This is a genomic window from Pseudomonas sp. H3_D04 (assembly GCF_054669175.1).
In genome coordinates this window covers 3,510,100-3,536,183 of sequence record NZ_CP162801.1, presented here as the reverse complement: position 1 = coordinate 3,536,183, position 26,084 = coordinate 3,510,100, and the positions used below count along the sequence as shown (strand labels likewise).

Here is a 26,084-nt window from a genome sequence, read left to right as displayed (position 1 = left end):
TAACGAGGGGGCCATTGTGCAGCACCACAGGTTTTGCATTGGTCGACAATCGGGTTCAAATCGATCCTCCACAGCGGCTATAAAAACCGCGTGTACCGCTGGGGGCCTGATTTCATTGGTCTCGGAAATTTCCTGCAAGTCCTGTCGGACTTCATGAACTGGTTTCTGTCAGAGCGCGCCGTTAGCCTTCGTCAGCCACCGCAACCATCGCGGTCGGACGTGGGAGTCCGCAACACTGAGGGATCCAGGGACGAAATAACCAATGGCCAGAAAGGAGCCTCGTCTATGAAGAAGTTCGGCAAAAATGATCCGCAACGCCCAACCGATGCCACTCACCTGAAGCTTGTCCGGGCGGGCGACACGACCGAGCACGACACCCGCATTCGAGTGCGCAAGCCCAGACGTTCCGTCCCGGTCAACCAGATCTTGTCTGTTGCCCCGGGCGTCGACACCCTCACTCTCTTGCATCAGGCCAGCGAAACCCTTGCGTCGCTGAATGCGGTGCTTGTGAATTTTGCCGTCAAGCTGGATGGCTCGAACAGGGTGATGCTGGGGGCGATTCAGCAGTTGGCGGGGATTGCAGAGTTGTTGGTGGCTCAGGCTCGGGACAATCTTGATCCGAGGAACGATGCGCCTGACGCTCCAGCGCCGACTCGGCATTGAGCCGACGTAATAACGACAATGGGCGACCCCAAAGAGGTCGCCCATTTTTATTGCCAGCATTGACCCCTGTGGCGAGGATTACTCGGTAAGGGCACTCAATATGTTGTGAGCGATCTTGATTCGCTCGGCGTTCGGGTAATTCTTGTTCGCCAGAATCACGATTCCGATATCTTCCGAAGGCACGAACGCGACATACGCGCCGAAACCACCCGTCGACCCGGTCTTGTTGAACCATGCCGCGTCTTGCGCAGGTTGTGGCGGGTTCAGCCACTGGACTTTGTGCGCCTCCATCGCCATCTCCGTCGAGTTGCCACTCAGTAACGTTTCGAGGCTGGCCGGATAGTGGTAGTGCTCCCAGCCCAAGCCTTGCGTCATCTCGCCCACGGTGTAGTAACCGCTGTGAGTGAGGGCGATCGCTTGTTGCAATGGCTTCTCCAGCGCTGCCGGTTTCAGGTTCGCTTCAACATAACGAAGCAAATCCGCCGCGCTGGTTTTCACCCCATACGCCTCCGAATCCAGCGCTCCCGGGCTCACCCGCACCGGTTTGCCATCCTTGCCGTAACCCTGGGCGTAAAGCCCCATCTGATCCTGCGGCACCTTGAGATAGGTGTGCTTGAGGCCGAGTTTGGGCAGCAGGTTTTTTTCCATCAGCTCATCGAACGGCTGGCCCATGCTTTTGGCCGCCAGATAACCGGACAGCCCAAGGCTGGGGTTCGAATACTGGCGGTGGGTGCCTGCGGCATAAACGGGCTTCCACTGTTTGAAGTAGGCGAGCATTTTGTCTGGATGATCGGCCTCGTCAGGAAACTGCAGCGGCAACCCGCCAGCGGTGTAAGTGGCGAGTTGCAACACGCTGATGGTGTCGAATGCACTGCCGCGCAGATCAGGCCACACCTGGCTGGCCCGGTCAGACAAAGACAGTTTGCCGCTCGCCTGGGCGTAAGCCGTCAACGTGGTGGCAAAGGTTTTACTCACGGAGCCGATTTCGAACAGCGTGTCTTTGCTGACGGGTTTACCGTCCTCTTTCGACGCCATGCCGTAATTAAAGTAATGCTGCTGACCCTTTAAGGTGATCGCGACCGCGACGCCAGGGATATTCTGTTGTTGCATGACCGGCCCGATGGCGGCTTTCACCAGGGCGTCGAGCTGATCGTCGGATTTTGTTGCGGCCATACAGTGACTTGCGCCGAGGAACAGGGCGAAAGCGCTGAGGGACGCCAGTCTTGGCAGTTGAAATTTGAACATGATTGGAATCACTCTCCATGAGTTGCCATTACTTTAACCGCTACACTCCGTCCGGATCCAACACCGGACGGCTGATGGGCGCGCCAAATCTAGGCAGTCGGGTGAAAATCGACAAACGACGATATTTCGGGTTAGCCATTAGAAAAATTTGGGAGTTGGCATGATTCGTCCTCATCTGCCGCTGAACGCATTGCGGGCCTTCGAGGCTTCCGCACGCCATTTGAGCTTTACTCGGGCAGCGGTGGAGTTGTTCGTCACGCCGGCGGCGGTCAGCCATCAAGTCAAAAGCCTTGAAGCCCAGCTTAACGTAACGCTGTTCAAACGCTTGCCCCGCGGCCTGATGCTGACCAGTGAAGGCGAAACCTTGCTGCCGGTGTTGCGCGAGTCCTTTGACCGGATTGCCGAAACCCTTGAACGTTTCGAGGGCGGGCATTTTCGTGAAGTGTTGACCGTGGGTGCCGTGGGGACCTTTGCGGTGGGTTGGCTGTTGCCGCGACTGGCGGACTTCCAGTCGAAACATCCGTTCATAGATTTGCGCCTGTCGACTAACAACAATCGGGTGGACGTGGCTGCCGAAGGCCTGGATTACGCCATCCGGTTTGGCGCCGGCGCATGGCACGGGATCGAGGCGTCAAAGCTGATCGAGGCGCCGTTGTCGGTGCTCTGCGTGCCGGAAATAGCCGGGCAGTTGCAAGAACCTGCGGACTTGCTCAAGCAGACGCTGTTGCGTTCCTATCGCACGGACGAGTGGCCCGAGTGGTTTCTGGCCGCCGGGTTGCGGGCCAATACGCCGGCGCCCAGGAGCATCGTCTTCGACTCCTCGCTGGCCATGATGGAGGCGGCGCTACAAGGCGCCGGCATTGCCTTGGCGCCGCCGCTGATGTTCGCCCGGCAACTGGCGGCGGGGGCGATCGAGCAACCGTTCGACATCGGTATCACCACCGGCAGCTATTGGCTGACCCGTTTGCAGTCGCGTCCTGAAACGTCGGCGATGACGATGTTCAAGGAGTGGCTGCTGCAAGCGGCCAGGACCCACTGACGAATACCATTTCCCCTGGAGGCGTGAGCCTGCTCGCGATGGCGGTGTAACAGTCAACGATGAGGTTGAATGTTATGGCCTCATCGCGAGCAGGCTCGCTCCTACAGGGGATTTTTGGTGCTGCGAGGGTTTAGCGCACCAGGCACGGCCGCTTGTTATCGAACTTCCACCCCGGAATCAGAAATTGCATCGCCACGCTGTCATCCCGGGCGCCCAGTCCCATGCCTTTGTACAACTCATGAGCCTTGGCCAGTTGATCCAGATCCAGCTCAACCCCTAACCCGGGCTTCTTCGGCACCTGCACGCACCCCCCGACGATTTGCAGCGCAGCCTTGGTCAGGCGCTGACCGTCCTGCCAGATCCAGTGGGTGTCGATGGCCGTGATTTCACCCGGCGCAGCCGCGGCGACATGGGTGAACATGGCCAGGGAAATGTCGAAGTGGTTATTGGAGTGCGAACCCCAGGTCAGGCCCCATTCGTGGCACATCTGCGCCACGCGAACCGAACCCTGCATCGTCCAGAAATGCGGGTCGGCCAGCGGAATATCCACCGATTGCAACTGGATGGCGTGGCCCATTTCCCGCCAGTCGGTGGCGATCATGTTGGTCGCGGTTTTCAGGCCTGTGGCACGGCGGAACTCAGCCATGACTTCTCGCCCCGAATACCCGTTTTCCGCCCCGCACGGGTCTTCGGCATAAGCGAGTACGTGATGCTGGTCGCGGCACAGTCGAATGGCTTCCTTGAGTGACCACGCACCATTCGGGTCGAGGGTAATGCGCGCATCGGGAAAGCGTTCGGCCAGCGCGGTGACGGCTTCGATTTCCGCGTCGCCGCTGAGCACGCCACCCTTGAGTTTGAAGTCCTTGAAGCCGTAACGGGCGTGCGCGGCCTCGGCCAGGCGCACCACGGCATCGGCGGTCATGGCTTTGTCGTGGCGCACGCGAAACCAGTCATTATCGGCCTCCGGTTCGCTGCGATAGGGCAGGTCGGTTTCATTGCGGTCACCGACATAAAACAGATAACCGAGCATCTTCACTTCGTCACGTTGCTGGCCTTCACCGAGCAGGGCCGCAACCGGCACGTCCAGATGCTGGCCGAGCAAGTCGAGGAGGGCGGCTTCCAGGCCCGTGACCGCGTGGATGGTGATGCGCAGGTCAAACGTCTGCAATCCGCGACCGCCAGCATCACGATCAGCAAAGGTCTGGCGCACCTGATTGAGGATCTTCTGATACGTGCCGATCGGACTGCCGACCACCAGCGAACGTGCATCTTCCAGCGTCTGGCGAATGCGCTCGCCCCCCGGCACTTCGCCGACCCCGGTGTGCCCGGCGTTGTCCTTGAGAATCACGATATTGCGGGTGAAAAACGGGCCGTGGGCGCCGCTCAGATTGAGTAACATGCCGTCATGACCGGCCACCGGCACCACTTGCATGCTGGTGATGATCGGGGCTTTGGCGGTGTCTTGTGGGTTCATTGTCTTGTCCTTCAACACAGAGATTCAGGCGTGATTGGGCGCTGGTTTGCCCAAGGCAACGGCGGGTGCGGTTTTCGGTGTGTTGCGCGCGGCGAAGACGATGATCGCGGCGATGATCGATGTCGCGGCCAGGCCATACAGCCCGCCCTGAATCGACCCGGTATGTTCTTCCAGCAGACCGAACGTGGTCGGTGCCACGAAGCCGCCAAGGTTGCCCACCGAGTTGATCAGCGCGATGACGCCCGCCGCGATTCGCGCATCCAGATAAGCCTGAGGAATCGGCCAGAACAGCGACGAGGCCGACTTGAAGCCCAGCGCCGCGAAGCAGATCGCCACGAAGGCAAAGATCGGCCCGCCCGTGGTGGACATGAACATTCCGGCAGCCGCGATCAGCAGGGCAGCGGCGACCCAGGCCTGCTGGTGTTTCCATTTCGCCGACAGCGAAGCGAAGGCGTACATGCCGACGATCGACAGCAACCACGGGATCGAGTTGAAGAGCCCGACCTGAATGTCGCTGAGGTCGCCCATCTTTTTGATGATGCTCGGCAGCCAGAAGGTCGCGGCATAAATGGTCAATTGGATGAAGAAGTAGATCAGGCAGAACAGGATGATCTGGCGATCTTTGAGCAACGTGCCCAACGACGGCTTGATCGGTGTCGCTGCTTCCCGGGCCAGTTGTTCGTCATCGATGGCTTTGACCAGCGCATCTTGCTCGGTGCGGGTCAGCCATTTGGCGTCGTGGGGTTTGGAGTCCAGCCAGAACCACACAAATACGCACAGCCCGACTGAAAACATCCCCTCGATGAAATACATCCACTGCCAGCCATGCATCCCGAATCCGCTGATCTGCAACAGCAAACCGGACAGCGGGCCGGAGATCAGCGAGGCAATGGCCGAGCCGCTGAGGAAAATGGCAATCGCTTTGCCACGCTCGACGCCAGGCAACCAGCGCGTGAAGTAATAGATCACCCCGGGAAAGAACCCGGCTTCAGCCACGCCCAGCAGGAACCGCAGGATGTAGAAGTGGGTTTCGTTCTGGATGAAGGCCATGCCGGCGGCGACCAGGCCCCAGGTCAGCATGATGCGGGTCAGCCAGATGCGGGCGCCGACTTTTTGCAGAAGCATGTTGGAAGGGACTTCGAACAGCGCATAGCCGATGAAGAACAGGCCGGCGCCGAGGCCGTAGGCGGCAGCTCCGATGCCCAGGTCCTGCTCCATGTGGGCGCGGACGAAGCCGATGTTCACGCGGTCTATGTAATTGACGATGAACATGATGACGAAGAGCGGCAGGACATGGCGTTTCACTTTCGAGATGGCGGACTTCAGGACCGAATCGGCGCCCTCGTGCATCCCGGATATGGAGGTATTCACTTGGTTTTCTCCCACTGATTATTTTTATGCGGGGTGTGGCTGGATGTTGCTGTGTTGATAGACATCATACAACTACATTTTTTTTTCCTGCAAGCAGTCTGACCTAATAAAATGGCGTTTATTTTCGCTGTGCTCACTTTTTTGCTGATGGGTGGCGCCTTAAATAACGGTCTTTTTTAGCCGATTGTTGAGTGTTGTCATACAAGTTGGTCGTGGTTTTCTTGGGATTCCAGCTGAGCGCAGTGCTACGATTCCGTTAGCCCTGCTTCCGGATGATCGCCATGCAAGAAGACCTCGACGCGCCTGCCCGCAAGCGCACCCACAACCTGGCCCATGACCTGGTGGCCAAACTGAGCCAGAGCATCTTGCTCGGGCAGATGTTGCCGGGAGACAAGCTGCCGTCGGAGAACACGATTGTTCAGGAGCACGGGGTCAGCCGCACCGTGGTGCGTGAGGCGATCTCGAAGTTGCAGGCCTCAGGCCTGGTGGAAACCCGTCACGGCATCGGCACCTTCGTGCTGGAGCGCGCACCGGAGCAGGGGCTGCGATTGAATGTCGATACCGCGCTGGGAGTGCGCAGCATTCTGGAGTTGCGCATGGGCCTGGAAACCCAGGCTGCCGCGTTGGCGGCGAGCCGTCGTACCGATCAGCAGTTGATGCAGATGCGCGAAGCGCTCGACGACTATCAGAGCCTGCTCGCCAACAACGACAGCTGCGTCGAGGCCGACAAGCGCTTCCACCTGCTGATCGCCGAAGCCACCGGCAATGTGTGCTTCACCGAAATCATGCAGCACCTGGGCAGCGCCATGATTCCCCGGACCCGGGTCAATGCCGCCGAACGCGGCGCGGCGGATTTGAGCAAACTCGGGCAACTGGCCAACCTCGAGCACGAGGCAATTCTCAACGCGATCAAACGCCAGGACCCGGACGCTGCGCGGGCCGCCATGTGGCTGCACCTGACCAACAGCCGCGACCGGTTTTCGGCCGGTGCCTGACAACCGTTTGTCCAGTTGATAGCACGCTATTCCCGCACCCGCTTCCAACCAGTACGGCCCGGATTTTCTGGACCTCATCAGTGAGGTGCGTCATGGCAAACGACTCAATGCTCCAGGGTGGAACACCCAATACCGACCCCACCAGACCCATGCCCGGCACTGACGAGCCGACGCTGGATGACGATGCTCCGCCTGGTAGGGACCCTTCACTGGACCCGGCGGCCGCAGACGCCGATCGACCTGAAGACTGGAAGGATCCGGCTGCTGACGAGGACGTACCGCCGGCGGATGAGCCAACCCCTTTATCCGATGACAGGCGATAAAAAGAACCCGGCCACTGTGCCGGGTTTTTCTTTACTGTTCGACCTTGACCAGCCTGACTCGACTCTCGGTGCCCCCTAACTTGGACGAGGACACAAAGAAGTAAGCGTAGTCTTCAAGGTAGAAAATCTTGCTGTCACGTTTGATCTTCTGGCCAAGGTCAAACTGACAGCGCAGTTCTTTGGCGGGGCCTTTCAGTTCGCTGTTGACCTGGGCTGCGTCGAGCACACGCTGCACGGTGCATTGCACACTTTCCCGTTTCATTGTTTCGCCGTCGAGGGTGCTTCGTTCCCGTTTGCTGGCACGCATTTCCAGTGACGCACCCACCGGCATGCGTTGCCAATCGCCGGTGAAACTCAGTTGCTGAGTGTCGGTGACGGTGGATAACGGTGGTCTGTTTCGCTTGCTCTCTGTCAGCGAGTATTGTTCTGCCAGTGGCAACAAGCCCCTGAAACTGACGATGTACCGGCCGACGGGAGCCTGTTCCCGGCGCTCGCGCAATTGTCCGCTCTGAGCGTCGGTGTCGAACACCAGCGCATTTTCCGTGCTTGAGTTTGAAAAATAAAAGTGCGTGTTATTGATCTTCGACACCGTGCGCTTGAGTGTCCGGGTGGGCGGCGCAAGCTTTAAATCGGTGATGGCTTTCAATACCGAAGCGGACACAGGTTCTATCTGGTAGCTCAGCGGGAAGTTTGGCGCGGGCGACATACGCAGGCAGTGTCGAGCGCGGCGAGGGTGCGGTGCACGCAGCGCTCAGCAAGGTCTGGGTGTCCGCGCTGCCTTGGGCGAAGGCCTGCGACGGGTTGTTCAGTACCCCGCCCATGGACACCCGATCATTCGGGCCAAGCTGGAATGAGCTCAACACTCGATAGGTCTTGCGTGCGCAATCGACTTCGTAGCGCTCGCGAGTCTGTCCGAACAGTTGCAGGTTGGGCTTGTCGGTGAGCAGCACGGGTTCGTCGAATCCGCCCCAGAACCGCCTGACGTTGCCCTCGATTTTCAGGCTGTTGACGTCGATCATCACCCAGCGAGCGGCTTCAGTGCGATGGACAATGCGCCAGTCCGACGCTGCGGTGCGCGCACAGGCTTCGCTGAAGTGCGGCTTGCTGGCCAGTTCGGTTGCCAGTTCCTTGGGAATCAGTACGGTCAGCGGTGTGTGTTGGTGGCTGCCATCCGTCGTCGCGATGGGGAAGTTGTCGAGGAACAGTAGTTTGACATCGGGCACCTTGCAGTCCGCTTGCAGCTGTACAACGCTCGGTAAACCATCGCGAGTGTAAGCCGGTGTGTGGACTTGAAAGCTGAGGGTATCGCCGTTACGCATCACCGAGTTTTCCAGTGGCGTTTTCTTGAACACTTCTTGCACCGTCAGTACCGGCTGCCGGTAGGGAGGTGTGGCGGGAGTCGCGGGTGGCGGGCTGGCGCAACCGGACAATATCCCTAGCACACAGGCAGCAGCGAAACGGGTCATAAGCATTTCCAGGCGATGGCGTCACGTTCATGTGAACAGAGGACGTCGGCATCGCCAGGCGATTCTTTAATTCGCATGGCGTGCAGTCATGGCCGGGCGGGCGGCGCCGCGATGACGGCGGAACGCCGCTCCAGATTCAACGCCAGCACGCTGATCAGCACCACCATCGCACCTATCCCGACCATCAACGTTGGCTGCTCGCCCAAGGCAAACGCTGCAATCGCCATGGCGGTGGGCGGAATCAGATACAGCGTCATGGTCGCGCGACTCAAATCGATGTGGGCCAGTACAAATGCCCAGGCCAGGTAGGCGAGGGCGCTGGGAAACACGCCCAAGGCAACCACGGTCATTTGCACCTGCATCGGCGCGCTGGCGACTTTGCCGGCCAGCCCCGGCAGGTAAATCAGCAACAGCGCCGTGCCCGACCAGACCGTGTAGCAGACCAGCGTCAACCCGTCGTAGCGAGCGCAATGATGCTTTTGCAAGGCGAAGTAGAAACTCCACGACACCGCCGCCAGCAAGATCAGCAACCCGTGCGCATCCATGCTGCCCAGCCCTCGATCACCGGCCACCACAATCACCACGCCGATCAATCCCAACAAGACACACCCCCAGCGCCAGGCGCTGACCCGGTCCTTGAACACGAAACGCGCCAGCAAGGTACTGAACAACGGGGTCGATTGCGCCAGCACACTGGAGGCGCCGGCGCTGACATTTTGCTGGCCGATATTCAAGGCGACGTGGTGAAGGCTCACGGCAAAAAAACCAAGGACGAACAGTAACGGCAGATCGCCAAGCTTCGGCAGACTGATGCCTTTGAAGGCGGCGACGACCGCCATGAACACCGAAGCGATCAGAAAGCGCAGCAGCGCCAAGTGGCCGGGGTCGTAGGCCTGCAAGCCGATGTGGATGCCGGTCGGTGAGAAGCCCCAGCAGGCGACGACAAACGCCATGGCCAAGAGAATTTTCAGGGTGTGCGTGGAGGGCTTCATGGTCGATTACCGGTGGGTTGATGCACCGAGTATCAGAAGTCTGACCATTCGCAACAACTGACTTATACTGCGGCAACTGTTCACTTTGGGTGATGTATGGAGTTGGCGCAGATTCGCATGTTCAAGACCGTTGCCGAGGTCGGCAGCATCGCCCGGGCGGCGGAGCTGTTGCATTGCGTGCCGTCGAACATCACGGCACGCATCAAGTCGCTGGAAGCCGAGTTGGGGGTGGCGCTGTTTCTACGCGAGGGCCGAGGCTTGCGTATCAGCCCGGCGGGCCAGACGTTTCTGTCATACGCCTCGAAAATTCTGGCGCTGACTGTTGAAGCCAAACGGGCGGTGGACCCTTCGGCCGAACCGTCCGGCCCGCTACGCATCGGCGCCATCGAATCCTCGGCCACCGGTCGCCTGCCGCGTCTGCTGGCCAAGTTTCACAAGCGATATCCTGGCGTCGCGTTGGAACTGACCACCGGAACCTGGAGCCAACTGCTCGATGACACCCTCAATCATCGGCTCGACGGCGCGATCGTCGCGGTGGATGTCGAGCGCTCGCTGCTCAAGCGCACGCCGATGTACCGCGAAGAGCTGCTGCTTATAGCCTCGACATCCCTGGGGCCGGTGCGCGATATCGCCGACTTGCAGGACAAGACCGTGTTCATGTGGCCGCAAGGCTGTCCTTACCGGGCGGCGCTGGAGCACTGGTTGTTGCGGCAGGGGCAGGCGCTGCCGATTGTCAGTCTGGCCAGTTATGGCGCGATAGTCGGGTGTGTCAGCGCCGGGGCCGGCGTCGCGCTGGTGCCCAAAGGGGTATTTGAACAGTACGCCAAAGGGGCGGGGTGCGCGGGGTTTGAGTTCCCTGAGCTGACGGCGATCGACAACCTGTTTTACTGGCATGAAAACGCCGGGGTTCACCCGGCGCGGGAAGCGTTTGTGGCGATGTTGCGTGAGGAATTTGCGTAGGCGCGGGCGCAGACGGCGATCTTTGGTACGGATCTACACGCCCACATCCCGCATCAACAACCCGAACTTCAAATCCACCGCATCCGGAATCGGCACATACACCGTGTGCCCATCCCCCGGCGCCACTTCGATCGCTTCACCTTTGATGTTCTGCAACTGATGCAGATCGAAGTGGAAATTACCCTGGGGCGTCATCAGTTCCATGTGATCGCCCAGGCTGAACCGGTTCTTGACCTTCACTTGCGCCAGGCGATCACGGCGCTCGCCGGTCAACTCGCCGACAAACTGCTGGCGCTCTGAAACCGAGCTGCCGTGCTGATAGTTCTGGTATTCGTCATGCACATGCCGGCGCAGGAAGCCTTCGGTGTAGCCGCGCTGGGCCAGGGACTCCAGATCCGTCATCAGGCTGCGATCAAATTCGCGGCCGGCCACGGCATCATCAATCGCCCGGCGATAGACCTGCGTGGTGCGTGCGCAATAGAAGTGCGATTTGGTCCGGCCTTCGATCTTCAGCGAGTGCACGCCCATCTGCGTCAGCCGCCCGACATGCTGAACGGCGCGCAGGTCCTTGGCGTTCATGATGTAGGTGCCGTGCTCGTCCTCGAAGGCCGGCATCAATTCGTCCGGGCGATTGGCTTCCTGCAACAGGAACACCTGGTCGGTCGGTGCGCCGATGCCCAGGGTCGGCTCGGGCTGGAATTGCTGAACGATTTCACCGAGCTGACTTTCCGTGGCTTGCGTCGCCGAATACTTCCAGCGACAGGCGTTAGTGCAGCTGCCCTGATTGGCATCGCGCTTGTTCATGTAGCCCGATAACAGGCAGCGGCCGGAATAGGCCATGCACAACGCGCCATGGACAAAGACCTCCAGCTCCATCGCCGGGACGTGCTGGCGGATCTCGGCGATTTCTTCCAGCGACAGTTCCCGGGACAGGATGATCCGGCTCAAGCCCTGTTGCTGCCAGAACTCGACACTGGCCCAGTTCACCGTGTTGGCTTGTACCGACAGGTGAATCGGCATCTGCGGGAAGTGTCGGCGTACCAGCATGATCAGGCCCGGGTCGGACATGATCAGCGCATCCGGGGCCATGGCAATCACGGGGGCCAGGTCGTTGAGGAAGGTCTTGAGCTTGGCGTTGTGCGGCGCAATGTTCACCACCACATAGAAGCGCTTGCCTTGGGCCTGTGCCTCTTTGATGCCGAGCGCGAGATTGGCGTGGTCAAATTCGTTGTTGCGCACCCGCAGGCTGTAACGTGGCTGGCCGGCGTAGACCGCATCGGCACCGTAGGCGAAGGCGTATCGCATGTTTTTCAAGGTGCCGGCGGGAGCGAGCAGTTCTGGGGCAAGGAGCGTCATGGCAGTGTCGATCGCAAAAGTCCGGGAGGGTAATCGCCTTGCCCGCGAGGTTCATTGATCTGGATCTATGCTTGATGAACAAACGGATGGCACTCGCGCGAACCGTGGCGGACTAAGCATCAGCACGGCTCTTCAATACGAGAGCGCACTGACATGGATCGGACATGAACGAACAGACGGTACACAACAAATCGCTGGTGATCTTGCTCGGGGTGGTCACCGCCGCCTTTATCTGGATTTTGCTGCCGTTCTACGGCGCGGTGTTCTGGGCGGTGATCCTCGGGATTCTGTTCGCGCCGCTGCAACGCCGGATACAACTGAAGTTCAGCTGGCCGCGCAACCTGACGTCGTTGCTCACCCTGAGCATCTGCCTGGTGATCGCGATCCTGCCGGTGATTATCCTCAGCATCTTGCTGGTTCAGGAAGGGGCTGCGCTGTACAAGAGCATCGAAAGCGGCGAGCTGGACATCGCGGGGTATGTGACGCATTTCAAACACAGCCTGCCGCCGTACTTCCAGCATTTGCTGGATCGGGCCGGGCTCGGCGAGCTGGACGGGCTGCGGGAGAAAATCATCAAGAGTGCGGTGACGGGCAATGAGTTTGTCGCCACGCAAGTCTTCAGTTTCGGTCAAGGCACGTTCGATTTTGTGGTGGGTTTTTTCATCATGCTCTACCTGCTGTTCTTCTTCCTGCGAGACGGTGCGGAACTGGCGCGTAAAGTTCGCTCCGCCGTCCCGTTGCAGGAGCACCAGAAACGCCGTTTGCAGCTGAAGTTCAACCGTGTGGTGCGGGCGACCGTAAAGGGCAACCTGCTGGTGGCGATTACGCAGGGCGCATTGGGCGGTTTGATTTTCTGGTTTCTGGACATCCCGAGCGCGTTGCTCTGGGCGGTATTGATGGCGTTTCTATCGCTGTTGCCAGCCGTGGGGGCCGGGATTGTCTGGGCACCGGTGGCGGCGTTCTTCCTGTTCACAGGGGCGATCTGGCAAGGGGTGGTGCTGGGGTTGTTCGGGGTTTTTGTGATCGGCCTGGTGGATAACGTGCTGCGCCCGATCCTGGTGGGCAAGGACACGAAGATGCCGGACTATCTGATCCTCATCTCGACCCTTGGCGGTCTGGCCATTTTCGGCCTGAACGGCTTTGTCATTGGGCCGCTGATCGCGGCGTTGTTCATGTCGAGCTGGGCGATCTTCATCGAAACCAAACCAAGGGTGCAGCTGCCTTAAGCGCTGAGCTGCCCCTGGCCGATTTGTTGCGACAGTGCCTTGGCGGCCGGCAGCGAAGTGAGCGGTCCGCTGATCGGTTCGCCGTCCTGCACCAGATACCAACAGGCGAGCAATCCTAGCTCTCTGAGCGGTGCGGGAACGGCGCTGCCAATTACGGACATGATCTGAACCTGGGACATAAATACCTCCATCAATCGATGGAGCTACCTTACGGACCTGCCTCGTTAACGGACAATCAACACTTTCGATAGTCGTCATTGACGCCAATGAGTTTTCAGCTCAGTCGACCACCAGGTCAAGCATATGGACCACTTCCTGCTCGTTGAGCAGGCCTTTGCGCACCAGGTTTTCGGCCAGCAGCGAAAGAAACTTGGCGCTGCGATGGCCTTCCAGGTGCTTGAGTTCGGTCAAAGCGTTGTACACCTTGCTGGAAGTGCACAAGCCGACAATGCGGTGCGGGTTTTGCGTGGGCATGAGGTCGTCCTTGTTTTTATCAACCTGTTGTTTACGTACAGATCCAAGCTTGCGGAGCTGACATGACATAAATATGACCGTTTTTCCCAAGTCGGGGGAAGGGCGGTCGAGTCAATCTTGCCAACTTGAACCGTCCACACTGTCTCCACAGCGACATTGGCGCGATTTTTCCAGACCTTCGCCGACGAACGGTCACAAAAAAGCCCCGCTGATTAGGCGGGGCCTGATGAGTCTGTTACCAGCGGCCATAACCGTGGGGATGGCCGTAGTAACCGCGCGGTGGACCGTAATAACCACGGGGCGGGCCGTAGTAAACCGGCGGTGGTGCGTAGTAGACCGGTTGCTGCACGTAGACCGGCGCAGGCTGGTAATAAACCGGTGGTGGCTGTTGTATGTAAACCGGCTGAGGCTGGGCGTAGACCGGTTGCTGTACATACACCGGTCGGTTGCTGTTGATGATGGCCGAGCCGACGATTGCCGAACCAACGATCGCGCCAAATACCGCTGGACCCTGCCAACCGTGACCGCCGCCAGCCTCTGCCTGCCCTGTAATAGCAAGAGCACCGAGCAGCAAGGCAACTGTGGGGATTTTACGGATCATGATAATTCCTCGGTTCTTCGACCCGGCGCTTGCGTCTGCAATAGACCCAAGGATCGTCGCGGGGATACCTCTAAGACAGCGTTTTTTTGAAAATCAGCACAGCCGTTGGGTAAATTTTGTGTAAGGTCTGTACCGGCTTCTTTACGGCCGCTGCCACCCTGCGCGGGCACGCCGTTATGATCGATCAGAATTCGATGGAATGGCTCATCCCGTCCATCTGAAAGTGCTTATGAAGGAGATATTTCATGCAGATGAACCCCAACCGAGACACCCAGCTGTGCATGTCGCTTTCCGGGCGTCCCGGCAATTTCGGCCTGCGGTTTCACAATCATCTGTATGAACAGTTGGGCCTGAATTTCTACTACAAGGCGTTCAGCAGTCAGGATCTGCCGGGTGCTGTTGGCGGCATTCGTGCGCTGGGTATTCGTGGCTGCGGCGTGTCGATGCCGTTCAAGGAGGCCTGCATTGCGCTGGTCGATGAGCTGGACGCGTCCGCAGCGGCCATTCAATCGATCAATACCATCGTCAACACCCATGGCCATCTCAAAGCCTACAACACCGATTACATCGCCATCGCCCAGCTGCTTGAAACCCATCAGGTGCCGAAGGAATCGACCTTTGCCCTGCGCGGCAGCGGCGGCATGGCCAAAGCCGTGGCCAGTGCCTTGCGTGATGGCGGCTATCAAAACGGCGTGATCGTGGCCCGTAACGAACAGGCCGGGCGGGCGTTGGCTGAATCACTGGGCTATCAGTGGCAGGCGGAACTGGGCTCTCAGCGTCCGCAGATGTTGATCAACGTCACGCCGATCGGCATGAGCGGCGGTCCCGAGGCCGATCAACTGGCGTTCGACGCTGAAACCATCGCGGCTGCCGAAACTGTCTTCGATGTGGTGGCGATTCCCTCGGAAACACCGCTGATCGTGCGCGGTCGCGCCGAGGGCAAACGCGTCATTACCGGGTTGGAAGTGATCGCGATCCAGGCGCTGGAGCAGTTTGTCCTGTACACCGGCGTGCGGCCGACGGATGAGCAGTTCAAGAAAGCGGTGGAGTTTGCTCGCGGTTGATCCTTCAGATTATTGGTTGGCTGTACCGGCCTCATCGCGAGCAGGCTCGCTCCCACAATGGATTGGCGTCGTACACATTTTTTGTGTCCGACAGAAAACCCTGTGGGAGCGAGCCTGCTCGCGATGGGCGCAACTCGGTCTCTCAAGTGCATCTGCCGCCTATACTCCCCGCCAGCAAAGACTTGCCGCCCCAACCAACAAACCGTGCCCGAGGTTCCCATGCATCCCCCCATTCTCAACCTGAATCAGGTCGAACTCGAACCGTTGCCCGAAGCCCTGGCGCCCACCGGTGATACCGCTGGCCGCTACCAGCAAAGAATGGCCCGTGTCGGCCAGCAGTTGGGGTCGCAAAAGCTCGGTTATCGGTTATACGTGCTGGAACCGGGCATGCGTGGCAGCCCGTTTCACAGTCATCGGGTCAACGAGGAGATGTTTTACGTCGTGGCCGGGGAAGGGGAGGTGCGCCTCGGTGCCGAACGGTTTCCGATCCGCGCCGGCGACGTGATCGCCTGCCCGCCGGGCGGTCCTGAAGCGGCGCACCAGATCATCAACACCAGCAAGGGCGAACTGCGCTACCTGGCGGTCAGCACTCAGCAATCGCCGGAGATTTGCGAGTACCCGGATTCCGGCAAATACGTGGTGATGGACCACTTCAAGGTCGACGCCGAAGGTAATCCCTCAGGCTTCGTCGCCATCGCCCGGCCGGGCGATGGCGTGGATTACTGGGACGGCGAGTAGCACTCCCTTTAGTAGGCGCGAGGCTTGCCCGCGAAGGCGATTTTCAGTTCGACGATAATGTTGAATCGCTTTCGCGGGCAAGCTCCTTACAAATCACAACGTTGGTTATTCGAGGCGCGCCAGGCGCTCTTCGAGTGCGGCAATCCTCGCTTCGAGCTCTTCGATTCGTTCAACCGACACACCGCTACCGGCACTGCGTTCGGCCGGGTTTTGCCGGGCGGCGAGGATGACTTCGATATCCGCCGGATCCCCCAGCGCATGCATATAGCGGTCTTCCCGCTGGCCGGCCTGACGCGGAATCAGCAGTGCCAATCCGCGAGCAATCAGACGTTCCAGTTGATGCACAACCTGCTCGGCATCTTCAAACTCATGCATGCGTGCGCTGCGGGTCAGCAGTTCATTGACCGTCTGCGGACCGCGCAAAAACAACAGCCCCGTCAGAATCACCTGGGACGGCACCAGTTCCAGTGCCTTGTCGACCTTATGTTCCCAGCGATCGGCACGGCTGCCCATCACCAGTTTGGTAAACCCGCGGCCTTCAAGGGCGCGCAGGCTCTGGCCGACCTGGCCCTGAGTGAGGTTCATCACCGGTTCGCGACTGGTTTTCTGGTTGCAGGCAATCACCAGCGCATTGAGGGTCAGCGGATAGGTTTCCGGGCTGGTGGCCTGCTTCTCGATCAACGAGCCCAGAATGCGGATTTCCGTGCTGTTGAGGCGCGGCTCGTCGAAGGTCGTTTCTTGCTCAGTGCTCATCGCGCTTTTCCCTATGCAATCGAAGCATGCAGTCGAAGCCGCCTAGCCTAATCCTTGCTGGATAAAAGACAAGCCGCAGGAGGGGCGGGCATGGCTATAATCGGCCCACGTTTTCCTCCTGTCACCACACGAGACTGTCATGACTATTTCCCTGTATGCCGCTTCCGTTCCTGTTTTCAAACAAATGCTCAACGCCCTGAGCGACGTTCTGAACAAGGCCGAAGCCCACGCCACCGCCAAGAACATCGACCCGAACGCATTCCTGCAAGCCCGCCTGTACCCGGACATGTTCCCGCTGGTGCGTCAGGTGCAGATCGCCGTTGATTTCGCCAAAGGCGTGTCCTCGCGCCTGGCCGAGATCGAAGTGCCGAAGTACGACGACACCGAAACCACCTTCGCTGAACTGCAAGCCCTGATCACCAAGGTTCTGGCCTACATCGGCGAGATCAAGCCAGAGCAGATCGACGGCAAGGAAGGCATCGAGATCGTGACGCGTCCAGGCACGCCGAAAGAGAAGCGCTTCAGTGGCCAGGCTTACCTGCTGACCTACGGCCTGCCGCAGTTCTTCTTCCACGTCACCACCGCTTACGCACTGCTGCGTCACAACGGTGTGGAAGTGGGCAAGCGCGATTACATGGGCGCGTTCTAAACCGCCCGCGCACAAAAAAGCCCCCGCAGCCTGACGTTGCGGGGGCTTTTTCATGGGTAAGTATTATTCAACGATGCCGCAGATCCTGTGGGAGCGAGCCTGCTCGCGAAGGCGGTACATCAGCCAACATCATCGTTAAGTGTTGGTCGGCATTCGCGAGCAGGCTCGCTCCCACAGAGATGTGGGTCAGGCCAGGCGTTCGGCTTTTGCTTCTTCACCCAGGCAAGCCGCGGCGGTGAACAGCACATCCGTGGACGAGTTCAGCGCCGTCTCCGCGGAATCCTGCAACACACCAATAATGAAACCCACCGCTACCACCTGCATGGCGATTTCACTCGGAATGCCAAACAGGCTGCACGCCAGCGGGATCAGCAATAACGAACCACCGGCCACGCCCGAAGCACCACACGCACAGATCGCCGCCACCACACTGAGCAGAATGGCTGTCGGGATATCCACGGCGATGCCCAGGGTATGCACGGCCGCCAGGGTCAGCACGGTGATGGTAATCGCCGCGCCGGCCATGTTGATGGTCGCACCCAGCGGAATCGATACCGAGTAAGTGTCTTCATGCAGGCCCAGGCGCTTGCTCAATTCCAGGTTGACCGGAATGTTCGCCGCCGAGCTGCGGGTAAAGAACGCGGTGATGCCGCTTTCTCGCAAGCACATCAGCACCAGCGGATACGGGTTGCGGCGCAGTTTCCAGAACACGATCAGCGGGTTCATCACCAGCGCGACAAACAACATGCAGCCCAGCAGCACGGCCAGCAGATGCACGTAGCCGATCAACGCCCCGAAGCCAGACGTGGCCAAGGTCGACGCGACCAGGCCGAAGATCCCCAGCGGTGCGAAACGAATCACCAGGCGCACGATCAGGGTCACGCCATTGGACAGGTCGCCGAGCACCTCGCGAGTGGTGTCACCGGCATGGCGAATCGCAACGCCCATGCCGATCGCCCAGGCCAGAATGCCGATGAAGTTGGCGTTCATCAGCGCACTGACCGGGTTGTCGACCACGCTGAGCAGCAGACTTTGCAGCACTTCGCTGATGCCGCCCGGCGCAGTCACGGCGACGTCATGAGTGGACAGCACCAGGCTGGACGGGAACATCATGCTGGCAACCACCGCGACCACCGCGGCGGCAAACGTCCCCAGCAAGTACAAAAACAGAATCGGCCGGATGTGGGTTTCCTGGCCGTGCTTATGGTTGGCGATCGACGCCATCACCAGCACGAACACCAGAATCGGCGCGACGGCTTTGAGTGCCGAAACGAAGACCTTGCCGATGAATGCCGTGGATTTCGCCACCTCAGGCGCGATCAGCGCCAGGGCAATCCCGGCGATCAGGCCGATGACGATTTGCGAGACCAGGCTCAAGCGTTTCAAGCGTTGCAATAGCGAAGGGGATGAAGCAGTCATAAAACGGCATCTCTGATTATTAGGTGCGGGGGTGTCGCGACATCAATGCCAGTGAATGGCCGATGAACAAGGTGTACGTATCGCAGGGCGCGGACTTTATCACAGCGTGGTCTTGATCCTTCAGACCTGTGACGATCTGCCGCCCGCGTGATCAACGAGATCGGCAGGTTCGTGCAACCCTGATCGGAAACACTCTGTTAAGATTGCGCATCCTCATTTTCAAGTCATGCCAGTGGGCCTTCGGGCTATCGCTGGTGTTGTCGTTTTCTGGAGTTCTGCATGCTGTTGCCCATCCTTCTGTTGTCGGCCGCCGGTTTTACCGTGCTGACCACGGAATTCGTCATCGTCGGCCTGTTGCCGGCGATTGCCCGAGACCTTGAAGTCAGCATCCCCCAAGCAGGTTTGCTGGTGACCCTGTTCGCCTTTACCGTCGCCGCGTTCGGGCCGTTCCTGACCGCGTACTTCGCCAGGTTCGAGCGGCGCAAGCTGTTCATCTCGGTGCTGATCATGTTCGGCCTGGCCAACACCCTCGCGGCGTTTGCGCCGAACATCTGGGTGATGGCCATCGCCCGCTTGATCCCCGCGTTGGGGTTGCCGGTGTTCTGGGCGCTGGCCAGTGAAACCGCCGTGGACATCGTCGGGCCGGATTACGCCGGGCGGGCAATTGCCAAAATCGGTTTCGGCATTGTCTGTGCCACGGTGTTCGGCATTCCGGTGGGCACGTTGATTTCCGATGCGTTCGGCTGGCGCAGTGCCTTCGGCATTCTGGCGGTGATCGCGTTTGCCAAGGCGTTGCTGCTGTTTATCTACCTGCCGAAAACCAACCTGCATCAGCATCAGGTGAGCTTCCGTTCGCAGTTCAAGATCTTGCGCAGCCCGTTGATGCTGGGCCATGTGCTTCTGTCGATCCTGGTGTTCAGCGGCATGTTTACCGCTTACACCTACCTGGCGGACATCCTTGAGCGCCTCGCAGGTTTCAACGGTACGGTGGTCGGCTGGTGCCTGATGGGCTTCGGCGCGGTCGGTCTGATCGGCAACTCGTTGGGTGGTCGCGCGGTGGATCGTCATCCGTTGATGGCTTCGATGATGTTCTGCACGTTCATGATCGCCGGCATGGTGGCGTTGGTACCGAACATTCATTCCCCGCTCGGTCTGGCGGCGGCGATGGGCATCTGGGGCGTGACTCAGGCGGCGTTGTTCCTGGTCAGTCATGTGCGATTGATGAAGGCCGCGCCCGAGGCACCGGCCTTTGCCGCGTCGCTGAACATCGCCGGGGCCAACCTCGGGATCGGCCTGGGTGCGATGGTCGGCGGACGGGTGATCGACAGCGTTGGCCTGGGCGGGCTGGGTTTTGCGGCTGCCGCGTTTATCCTGGTTTCGATTCTCCTGGCCATGGCGCTGATGACCATGAAACCTCGCGAGATCTGCGCCTGACCTTCACAGCTCGGTAAACAGCTCGCGTCGGGCACCTTCGGTAATCGCCACGATGCCGGGGTGCTTGACCTTGCGTTCCACGGAAATGGCGTAGAACGACTCCGTCACGGCGTCGGTCTGGCCAATCAACTCCACGCCGTATTGGCGTTTCACTTCGTCGGCAATCACGCTCGGGCCGATGAAAATCCCGCTGCCCGATTGACCGAAAGCCTGCATCAGCGCGCTGTCGTCGAACTCGCCGACAATGCGCGGCTGGATTTGCTGCTCGGCAAACCAGCGCTGCAAGCGACTGCGCACCACGGTTTCCGGCCCGGGAATCAGCAGTGGTGCGCCGTGCAGGCTGCGTGGGAAATCCTGACCGTACTGTGCTGCCAACTCGGCGGTGGCGAAGAAGCTGATCCCGCATTCACCGAGTTTCTGGCTGTAACCCTTGATGTCCAGGTGCGAGGGCATCGGGCTGTCGGAAATCACCAGGTCCAGGCGCTGGATCGCCAGGTCGGCGAGCAGCCGTTCCAGTTTGTCTTCGCGGCAGGTGATGCGCAGCGGTTCACTCAACTCCATGGTCGGTGCGATCAGGCGATAGACGATGGATTTGGGCACCACATCGGCGACGCCCACCCGAAACAGGATCTGCTGTTCATTGGGTTGTGCCCGCAGCATCAACTCCAGTTCGCCGCCCAGCTGAAACATTTGCTCGGCGTAGGGCAGGGTCTGACGCCCGGCCTCCGTCAGCTCAAGCTGGCGACCGACCCGCCGGAACAGCTCGATGCCATAGGTTTGTTCGAGCAGGGAAATCTGCCCGCTGATGGTCTGGGGCGTCAGGTTCAGCTGCTCGCAGGCGCGCACGATGCTGCCGGTCTTGGCCACCACCCAGAAGTAATGCAATTGGCGATAGTTGAGCATGACGGCCTACAGTTCGTAAAAACCGAAGTATAACCGCTAAAAATACGAATTTTCCTGAAGTGTTTGCCTCCCTAGAATGCCTCGCTATCAACGGGCCATCGTTTCGGCCCGTTTTGTTCTATCGAGGAAAGCATCATGAAGCTTAAAACCACGGCACTGTTGATTGCGTCTTTACTGGTATTGGCCGGTTGCGACCAGGCCGAGAAAAGCGCGCAGCAATTGATGGGCAAGGCTGCCGAATCCGCCAAACAGGCGATCGACGACACCCACAAAGCCGCCGAACAAGCGATCAGTGATGCCACCGGCGGCCTGATCAGCAAGAAAGAATCATCGGCCGAAGACCAGCGCAAAACCGAATCTTCGTCCCAGGAAATCTAAACCGTCTACAACGAGTCAGGACTGACCCATGGAATATCTTTTAGAACTTGCTGCAAGCCCCACCGCCTGGGTCGCCCTGGCCACGTTGATCGTCATGGAAATCGTGCTCGGCATCGATAACCTGATCTTCATCTCGATCCTGACCAACAAGCTGCCCGAGCAGCATCGGCAGAAAGCACGCCGCATCGGTATCGGCATGGCGCTGATTCTGCGACTGGGCCTGCTGAGCACTATCGCGTTCATCGTCCAGTTGACCGAGCCTGTGATCGATATTCTCGGCCATGCGTTCTCCTGGAAGGACATGATCCTGATCGCCGGTGGCCTGTTCCTGTTGTGGAAGGCGACTACCGAGATCCATCACAGCATGGACCCGGCCCCGGATGATCCGATGTCGGCGACCTCGACCGTGACCCTGGGCTTTGCTGCCGCGATCGGTCAGATCCTGATGCTGGACATGGTGTTTTCCATCGACAGCATCATTACCGCTGTGGGCATGACCGAGCATTTGCCGATCATGATCATCGCCGTAGTGGTGTCGGTGCTGGTGATGTTGCTGGCGGCTGATCCTCTGGCCAAATTCATCAACGACAACCCGACCGTGGTGATGCTGGCGCTGGGCTTCCTGATCATGATCGGTATGACACTGATCGCTGAAGGTTTCGGGGCTCACGTGCCTAAAGGCTACGTCTATGCGGCCATGGCTTTCTCGGCGACCATCGAGGGCTTGAACATGATGTCGCGTCGGGCCAAGCAGAAGAAAATAGCGGCTGAAGCTTAACCCGCGGAAAAACGAAACGGCCGCCTGCGCTCGAAAGAGCCCAGGCGGCCGTTTTTGTTGGCGAATCCGAAGGATCAGTGCGCGGTCGCGTGGTGGACCGGTGGTTTGTCGGTCTTCGCCAAAGGCGCCGATTGAACGGGGTGGTGATGGTGCCGACGGGTAATCCGCAAAACGCCCCACAGCATGGCGGCGGCCACGGCCAGCCAGCCGGAAATCAACATCACGATTGTCATTGTCAGGCTCATCAGTGCCTCCTCTTTGCCCTGCATCGGGCACACACTCTTTGCAAATGACAGTCTAGTCGCTGCTGTGTTTCAGGCTATTGACCAAAGGTCGGCTGTCATCAACCAGTTCGCTCTATTGAATGCACTCAACTGTAGGTTAAGGCTATACCGCCACCGCGTGGCGTCCTATGATCGACGGCCAAGCCGGGAGCGTATTGACTGGCGTCTGAACAAGAGAGTGATGATCGTGCGGGTATTTTCTCGAATTCGAGCGGCGGCGCTGATTGTCGGCTGCGTTGCAGGTTTGGCCGGATGCGCAGGGAGTGTGGCGCCGGAGATCAAGCGGTTGCCCGAGCGGGTAGAACTCAGCGGCACGTTCTACCGTGGCCAGGACTATCAGAGCGGGCCACAGGTATTGGCCAGCATGCTGGCACAGCAGGGCATCGTGATTACGCCCGGGTTGCTGCAAAAACCCCTGCACTTGCCCGGCGCCGAAGCACAGCTGCAACAGAATATGCAAAACCTGGCGCGTGAGTACGGGATGGTGGTGTATCCCCTCGACAGCCATTTGCCGGCGCTGTTGACCCAGGTCGCGGCCGGTTATCCGGTGATGGTGCGCTTCACTGAAGGCTCGGCGCTCTGGGCTGAGCCGCGTTACGCCATTCTCGCCGGATACAATCGCCAGAAGCAGACGGTGTTGCTGCGTGCCGGGATGAATCGCCGGAACTTGATGAGCTTCAGTTCGTTTGAGTCCTCTTTCAAGGATGCTGGCGGCTGGGCCGTATTGATTCAGAAACCCAATCAGATCCCTGCCAACGTTGATCAGCAGCGCTGGCTGAAGGCGGCGAGCGATCTTGGCCAGGCCGGTCAGGAACAGGCCGCTGCCCGCGCGAAGAAGGCGTTGACCGCACAATAAGCTTCCGTTCGTCATGTGCCCGGCACCGTCGGGCATGCCTGGCCTCTAAAGGACAAGACCCGGTTTCTCCGGGCCAGATCCCAGGAGGCGCCCCATGGCACATTCCAATACCCCCGACGGCCCGCATTCATCCGAACATTCTTCGGGCGACGAATTGGGATTCGACCCCGATTCGCCGGACCTCGCCGACCCTCAGGTCGATCCCATCGGTCCTGCCAAGGCGCCGAGGGATGTAAAGCCGGGCGACAATCCCAAGGCTCCGGCGAAGCCTTACGACCCACTCGCTGATCTGAAACCCTAACCCTTGGTGAGGTGCGTATGTCTACTGATTCGAGTTTCAACGACAAACGTCCGGACAGTGTTCCAACGACCCCTGAAGAGGGTGTTGATCCGGTGATGGATCCGAACGATCCGTTAAGGGATCCGTTGGCCCGTCCGATGGTGGTCCCGACGGAGCATCCCCATGGCATGAAAGATCCAAGCGCCGGGGATGGCATTCCGGATGACGATCAGATGCCGCTGCCCAACGATTAACGCCAGACGAAAAAAAGCCCCGAATGATCGGGGCTTTGTTTTTTCTGTCGCTGACTTATTTCGAGGCTTCAACCACACCGCTCTGGCGGTGCTTGAGGTTCTTGTCCGACTTGTACTGCAAGGCTACCGACGGCACGTCTGCGCCTTTGCCGGTTTCCACCCAGCTGCGGATGCGGGCGGCATCGGCAAAATGCGTGTACTTGCCGAAGGCGTCGAGAATCACCAGCGCCACTTGGCGATTGCCCATGCTGGTCACCAACACCAGGCAGTGACCGGCTTCGTTGGTGAACCCGGTTTTGGTCAGCTTGATGTCCCAGTTTGGCTTGCGGACCAAATGGTCGGTGTTACGGAAACCCAGGCTGTAGTTGGGTTTGCGGAAGGTGACGGTTTTTTCCTTGGTGGTGCTCAACTCGGTCAATAACGGGTATTTGTGTGCGGCGATCAGCAATTTGCTCAGGTCGCGGGCGGTAGAGACGTTACGCGGGGAGAGGCCCGTCGGCTCGACGAAGTGGGTGCTGGTCATGCCCAGCGCCTTTGCCTTGGCGTTCATCGCGGCAATGAATGCGACGTAGCCACCCGGATAATGATGAGCCAGGCTCGCCGCTGCACGGTTTTCCGAGGACATCAGGGCGATCAGCAGCATTTCCCTGCGCGGCAATTCGCTTTTGAGTTTGACCCGGGAAAACACGCCTTTCATTTCTGGCGTGTCGCTGATGTTGATATTGATGTACTCGTCCATGTTCTGCCTGGCTTCGACCACAACCAGACCGGTCATCAATTTGCTGACCGAGGCGATAGGGACAACCACATCGGGGTTGCTGGCATAGATGACTTTGTTGGTCTGCATATCCAGCAGCAAAGAGCTGCCGGAAGCGAGCTTGAGTTGTTTCGTGTCTCGGGGGGCTGCGGTGGTCTCCGCGGCGCTGGCGATTGGCGTGATGAACGTCCCTGTAAATACAAAAAATAGGCTCAGGATGGAAAGACGGATTTTCACGCTGGCGGACTCATAAGGTGTTGATAAGCCGTTATGTAACGGGTTATTTCGTAAAAAGCGCGACATTCTGGAGTATGGCTGAATAACTGTCGATGGTTGTTCAAGGAGGAGGTGAAAGTCCTTGGAAACATGAAAAAAAAGTCATTTTCCGGCGGATGGTCGATCTTTCACCCCAGGCAAAAAGAACCCCGCCATTGGCGGGGTTCTTTTGTACATCGCTTATTTCGAAGCAGGCACTCAGCTGTGCAGTGTTTCTGCCGCGTACAGCGTGTTTTCCAGCAGGCAGGCACGCGTCATCGGGCCAACACCGCCCGGTACCGGCGTGATCCAGCCAGCGCGGGGCAGGGCGGTTTCGTAGATGACGTCACCGACCAGTTTGCCGTCTTCCTGGCGGTTGATGCCGACGTCGATCACGATCGCGCCTTCCTTGATCCACTCACCTTTGACCAGGCCCGGTTTGCCGGCGGCGACGACAACCAGGTCGGCACGGCCGACGTGGCCGGCCAGATCCTTGGTGAAGCGGTGGGTGACGGTCACGGTGCAACCGGCGAGCAGCAATTCCATCGCCATCGGACGGCCAACGATGTTGGAGGCTCCGACGACCACCGCGTCCATCCCGTAAAGGTCGACACCGGTGCTTTCCAGCAAGGTCATAATGCCTTTGGGGGTGCACGGACGCAGCAACGGGATGCGCTGGGCCAGGCGGCCGACGTTATAAGGATGGAAGCCGTCGACGTCTTTATCTGGACGAATGCGCTCCAGCAATTTGGAGGCATCCAGGTGCTCAGGTAAAGGAAGCTGAAGCAGAACGCCGTCAATTGCCGGATCGTCGTTCAGGCGATCGATCAGGTCGGTCAGTGCTTCTTGAGTGGTTTCGGAAGGCAGGTCGTAGGCTTGGGAAATGAAGCCGACCTCTTCACAGTCTTTACGCTTGTGCGAGACATAAACCTGAGAGGCGGGATCGCTGCCGACCAGGATCACCGCGAGGCCCGGGGTGCGCAGGCCTTGCTCGCGACGCTCGGTGACTCGTTTGGCGATCTGCTGGCGCAGGCTGGCGGCGATCGATTTGCCGTCGATTAGTTGTGCAGTCATTGCGCGTGATTAACCATCGAGAG

30 protein-coding genes and 1 pseudogene are annotated in these 26,084 nt (G+C 59.3%); 15 read left to right on the top strand and 16 right to left on the bottom strand.

From position 1 onward, the window contains the following. The first annotated feature begins 285 nt into the window (after nucleotides 1-285). The gene (locus AB4N91_RS16445) at nucleotides 286-663 is read left to right on the top strand and encodes a DUF6124 family protein (protein ID WP_460111130.1); all 378 of its coding nucleotides are present in this window, start codon (nucleotides 286-288) and stop codon (nucleotides 661-663) included. Between the two features lie 78 nt (nucleotides 664-741). Here AB4N91_RS16445 and ampC read toward each other — a convergent pair whose 3' ends face one another. Next, on the bottom strand, nucleotides 742-1,908 hold the full coding sequence (gene ampC, locus AB4N91_RS16440; RefSeq protein WP_411960711.1) for a class C beta-lactamase: 1,167 nt from the start codon (nucleotides 1,906-1,908) through the stop codon (nucleotides 742-744). A 160-nt stretch (nucleotides 1,909-2,068) separates the two neighbouring features. Here ampC and AB4N91_RS16435 point away from each other — a divergent pair, with 160 nt between their 5' ends. Then, nucleotides 2,069-2,947, top strand: coding sequence for a LysR family transcriptional regulator (locus AB4N91_RS16435; RefSeq protein WP_304758764.1), 879 nt, complete (start codon nucleotides 2,069-2,071; stop codon nucleotides 2,945-2,947). Nucleotides 2,948-3,077: 130 nt separating this feature from the next. On the opposite strand, the gene gudD is transcribed toward AB4N91_RS16435, so the two are convergent. Both gudD and AB4N91_RS16425 read right to left on the bottom strand, forming a co-directional pair. Beyond that, on the bottom strand, nucleotides 3,078-4,421 hold the full coding sequence (gene gudD / locus AB4N91_RS16430) for a glucarate dehydratase (protein WP_010458646.1): 1,344 nt from the start codon (nucleotides 4,419-4,421) through the stop codon (nucleotides 3,078-3,080). A 24-nt stretch (nucleotides 4,422-4,445) separates the two neighbouring features. Then, nucleotides 4,446-5,792 (bottom strand): MFS transporter, encoded by a 1,347-nt coding sequence (locus AB4N91_RS16425; protein WP_145309011.1) that lies wholly within the window; start codon nucleotides 5,790-5,792, stop codon nucleotides 4,446-4,448. A gap of 281 nt (nucleotides 5,793-6,073) precedes the next feature. On the opposite strand from AB4N91_RS16425, the gene AB4N91_RS16420 reads away from it, so the two are divergent. Both AB4N91_RS16420 and AB4N91_RS16415 read left to right on the top strand, forming a co-directional pair. Next, nucleotides 6,074-6,787: a FadR/GntR family transcriptional regulator gene (locus AB4N91_RS16420; protein ID WP_010458651.1), complete on the top strand. Its 714-nt coding sequence runs from the start codon at nucleotides 6,074-6,076 to the stop codon at nucleotides 6,785-6,787. Between the two features lie 92 nt (nucleotides 6,788-6,879). Further along, nucleotides 6,880-7,110: a hypothetical protein gene (locus AB4N91_RS16415; protein ID WP_010458652.1), complete on the top strand. Its 231-nt coding sequence runs from the start codon at nucleotides 6,880-6,882 to the stop codon at nucleotides 7,108-7,110. Nucleotides 7,111-7,141: 31 nt separating this feature from the next. Here AB4N91_RS16415 and AB4N91_RS16410 read toward each other — a convergent pair whose 3' ends face one another. The 3 genes from AB4N91_RS16410 to AB4N91_RS16400 all read right to left on the bottom strand — a co-directional run bounded on the left by AB4N91_RS16410 (nucleotide 7,142) and on the right by AB4N91_RS16400 (nucleotide 9,568). Further along, nucleotides 7,142-7,756: a hypothetical protein gene (locus tag AB4N91_RS16410; RefSeq protein ID WP_460111123.1), complete on the bottom strand. Its 615-nt coding sequence runs from the start codon at nucleotides 7,754-7,756 to the stop codon at nucleotides 7,142-7,144. Further along, entirely contained in the window at nucleotides 7,683-8,576 is an 894-nt protein-coding gene (locus tag AB4N91_RS16405) for a hypothetical protein (protein ID WP_460111120.1), read from the bottom strand. Before AB4N91_RS16405 ends, AB4N91_RS16410 begins: the two co-directional genes overlap by 74 nt. Nucleotides 8,577-8,662: 86 nt before the next feature. Next, complete coding sequence (locus AB4N91_RS16400; RefSeq protein WP_221108941.1) at nucleotides 8,663-9,568, bottom strand: DMT family transporter; 906 nt, start codon at nucleotides 9,566-9,568, stop codon at nucleotides 8,663-8,665. A gap of 96 nt (nucleotides 9,569-9,664) precedes the next feature. Between AB4N91_RS16400 and AB4N91_RS16395 the strand changes: the two genes are divergently transcribed. Then, a complete protein-coding gene (locus AB4N91_RS16395) occupies nucleotides 9,665-10,528 on the top strand; it encodes a LysR substrate-binding domain-containing protein (protein WP_010458658.1) in 864 nt (287 codons plus the stop codon). A 33-nt stretch (nucleotides 10,529-10,561) separates the two neighbouring features. On the opposite strand, the gene trhP is transcribed toward AB4N91_RS16395, so the two are convergent. Further along, on the bottom strand, nucleotides 10,562-11,884 hold the full coding sequence (gene trhP / locus AB4N91_RS16390) for a prephenate-dependent tRNA uridine(34) hydroxylase TrhP (protein WP_460111116.1): 1,323 nt from the start codon (nucleotides 11,882-11,884) through the stop codon (nucleotides 10,562-10,564). A 164-nt stretch (nucleotides 11,885-12,048) separates the two neighbouring features. Between trhP and AB4N91_RS16385 the strand changes: the two genes are divergently transcribed. Continuing rightward, a complete protein-coding gene (locus AB4N91_RS16385; protein ID WP_077749986.1) occupies nucleotides 12,049-13,110 on the top strand; it encodes an AI-2E family transporter in 1,062 nt (353 codons plus the stop codon). Here AB4N91_RS16385 and AB4N91_RS16380 read toward each other — a convergent pair. The 3 genes from AB4N91_RS16380 to AB4N91_RS16370 all read right to left on the bottom strand — a co-directional run bounded on the left by AB4N91_RS16380 (nucleotide 13,107) and on the right by AB4N91_RS16370 (nucleotide 14,185). After that, nucleotides 13,107-13,289 carry a hypothetical protein gene (locus tag AB4N91_RS16380; RefSeq protein WP_010458664.1) on the bottom strand — a complete coding sequence of 61 codons (183 nt, stop codon included), beginning with the start codon at nucleotides 13,287-13,289 and terminating at the stop codon, nucleotides 13,107-13,109. The two genes, AB4N91_RS16385 and AB4N91_RS16380, sit on opposite strands and share 4 nt — an antisense overlap. A gap of 100 nt (nucleotides 13,290-13,389) precedes the next feature. Then, entirely contained in the window at nucleotides 13,390-13,584 is a 195-nt protein-coding gene (locus AB4N91_RS16375; RefSeq protein WP_003179723.1) for a hypothetical protein, read from the bottom strand. A 235-nt stretch (nucleotides 13,585-13,819) separates the two neighbouring features. Continuing rightward, nucleotides 13,820-14,185, bottom strand: a complete 366-nt coding sequence (locus AB4N91_RS16370) for a hypothetical protein (protein ID WP_010458670.1) — start codon at nucleotides 14,183-14,185, stop codon at nucleotides 13,820-13,822. Nucleotides 14,186-14,430: 245 nt separating this feature from the next. Here AB4N91_RS16370 and AB4N91_RS16365 point away from each other — a divergent pair, with 245 nt between their 5' ends. Both AB4N91_RS16365 and AB4N91_RS16360 read left to right on the top strand, forming a co-directional pair. After that, nucleotides 14,431-15,249, top strand: a complete 819-nt coding sequence (locus AB4N91_RS16365; protein ID WP_010458672.1) for a shikimate 5-dehydrogenase — start codon at nucleotides 14,431-14,433, stop codon at nucleotides 15,247-15,249. Between the two features lie 219 nt (nucleotides 15,250-15,468). Then, on the top strand, nucleotides 15,469-15,987 hold the full coding sequence (locus AB4N91_RS16360; protein ID WP_010458675.1) for a cupin domain-containing protein: 519 nt from the start codon (nucleotides 15,469-15,471) through the stop codon (nucleotides 15,985-15,987). Nucleotides 15,988-16,092: 105 nt separating this feature from the next. On the opposite strand, the gene AB4N91_RS16355 is transcribed toward AB4N91_RS16360, so the two are convergent. Then, complete coding sequence (locus tag AB4N91_RS16355) at nucleotides 16,093-16,740, bottom strand: YceH family protein (RefSeq protein ID WP_460111108.1); 648 nt, start codon at nucleotides 16,738-16,740, stop codon at nucleotides 16,093-16,095. A gap of 139 nt (nucleotides 16,741-16,879) precedes the next feature. On the opposite strand from AB4N91_RS16355, the gene AB4N91_RS16350 reads away from it, so the two are divergent. After that, nucleotides 16,880-17,389: a DUF1993 domain-containing protein gene (locus AB4N91_RS16350; RefSeq protein ID WP_010458678.1), complete on the top strand. Its 510-nt coding sequence runs from the start codon at nucleotides 16,880-16,882 to the stop codon at nucleotides 17,387-17,389. Between the two features lie 186 nt (nucleotides 17,390-17,575). On the opposite strand, the gene sstT is transcribed toward AB4N91_RS16350, so the two are convergent. Next, the gene (sstT, locus tag AB4N91_RS16345) at nucleotides 17,576-18,808 is read right to left on the bottom strand and encodes a serine/threonine transporter SstT (protein ID WP_010458680.1); all 1,233 of its coding nucleotides are present in this window, start codon (nucleotides 18,806-18,808) and stop codon (nucleotides 17,576-17,578) included. A gap of 279 nt (nucleotides 18,809-19,087) precedes the next feature. Between sstT and AB4N91_RS16340 the strand changes: the two genes are divergently transcribed. Beyond that, nucleotides 19,088-20,242 carry an MFS transporter gene (locus tag AB4N91_RS16340; RefSeq protein ID WP_010458683.1) on the top strand — a complete coding sequence of 385 codons (1,155 nt, stop codon included), beginning with the start codon at nucleotides 19,088-19,090 and terminating at the stop codon, nucleotides 20,240-20,242. 3 nt (nucleotides 20,243-20,245) lie between these two features. Here the strand turns inward: AB4N91_RS16340 and nhaR are convergent, their stop codons facing one another. Next, entirely contained in the window at nucleotides 20,246-21,145 is a 900-nt protein-coding gene (gene nhaR / locus AB4N91_RS16335) for a transcriptional activator NhaR (protein WP_010458685.1), read from the bottom strand. Nucleotides 21,146-21,280: 135 nt separating this feature from the next. Between nhaR and AB4N91_RS16330 the strand changes: the two genes are divergently transcribed. Both AB4N91_RS16330 and AB4N91_RS16325 read left to right on the top strand, forming a co-directional pair. Continuing rightward, the gene (locus tag AB4N91_RS16330) at nucleotides 21,281-21,523 is read left to right on the top strand and encodes a hypothetical protein (protein WP_200668126.1); all 243 of its coding nucleotides are present in this window, start codon (nucleotides 21,281-21,283) and stop codon (nucleotides 21,521-21,523) included. A gap of 28 nt (nucleotides 21,524-21,551) precedes the next feature. Further along, nucleotides 21,552-22,301: a TerC family protein gene (locus tag AB4N91_RS16325; RefSeq protein WP_010458689.1), complete on the top strand. Its 750-nt coding sequence runs from the start codon at nucleotides 21,552-21,554 to the stop codon at nucleotides 22,299-22,301. Nucleotides 22,302-22,375: 74 nt separating this feature from the next. On the opposite strand, the gene AB4N91_RS16320 is transcribed toward AB4N91_RS16325, so the two are convergent. Next, nucleotides 22,376-22,546: a hypothetical protein gene (locus AB4N91_RS16320; protein WP_178082292.1), complete on the bottom strand. Its 171-nt coding sequence runs from the start codon at nucleotides 22,544-22,546 to the stop codon at nucleotides 22,376-22,378. A gap of 167 nt (nucleotides 22,547-22,713) precedes the next feature. Here AB4N91_RS16320 and AB4N91_RS16315 point away from each other — a divergent pair. From AB4N91_RS16315 to AB4N91_RS16305, 3 genes and pseudogenes are all read left to right on the top strand, one after another. Next, nucleotides 22,714-23,441, top strand: a pseudogene (locus tag AB4N91_RS16315) (cysteine peptidase family C39 domain-containing protein). Nucleotides 23,442-23,535: 94 nt separating this feature from the next. Next, nucleotides 23,536-23,742: a DUF6021 family protein gene (locus AB4N91_RS16310; protein WP_010458694.1), complete on the top strand. Its 207-nt coding sequence runs from the start codon at nucleotides 23,536-23,538 to the stop codon at nucleotides 23,740-23,742. Between the two features lie 17 nt (nucleotides 23,743-23,759). Continuing rightward, nucleotides 23,760-23,975, top strand: coding sequence for a hypothetical protein (locus AB4N91_RS16305; RefSeq protein WP_010458697.1), 216 nt, complete (start codon nucleotides 23,760-23,762; stop codon nucleotides 23,973-23,975). Between the two features lie 55 nt (nucleotides 23,976-24,030). Here AB4N91_RS16305 and pbpG read toward each other — a convergent pair whose 3' ends face one another. Both pbpG and folD read right to left on the bottom strand, forming a co-directional pair. Next, the gene (gene pbpG / locus AB4N91_RS16300; protein ID WP_010458699.1) at nucleotides 24,031-24,969 is read right to left on the bottom strand and encodes a D-alanyl-D-alanine endopeptidase; all 939 of its coding nucleotides are present in this window, start codon (nucleotides 24,967-24,969) and stop codon (nucleotides 24,031-24,033) included. 237 nt (nucleotides 24,970-25,206) lie between these two features. Then, nucleotides 25,207-26,061, bottom strand: a complete 855-nt coding sequence (gene folD / locus AB4N91_RS16295) for a bifunctional methylenetetrahydrofolate dehydrogenase/methenyltetrahydrofolate cyclohydrolase FolD (protein WP_010458702.1) — start codon at nucleotides 26,059-26,061, stop codon at nucleotides 25,207-25,209. Nucleotides 26,062-26,084: the final 23 nt, after the last annotated feature.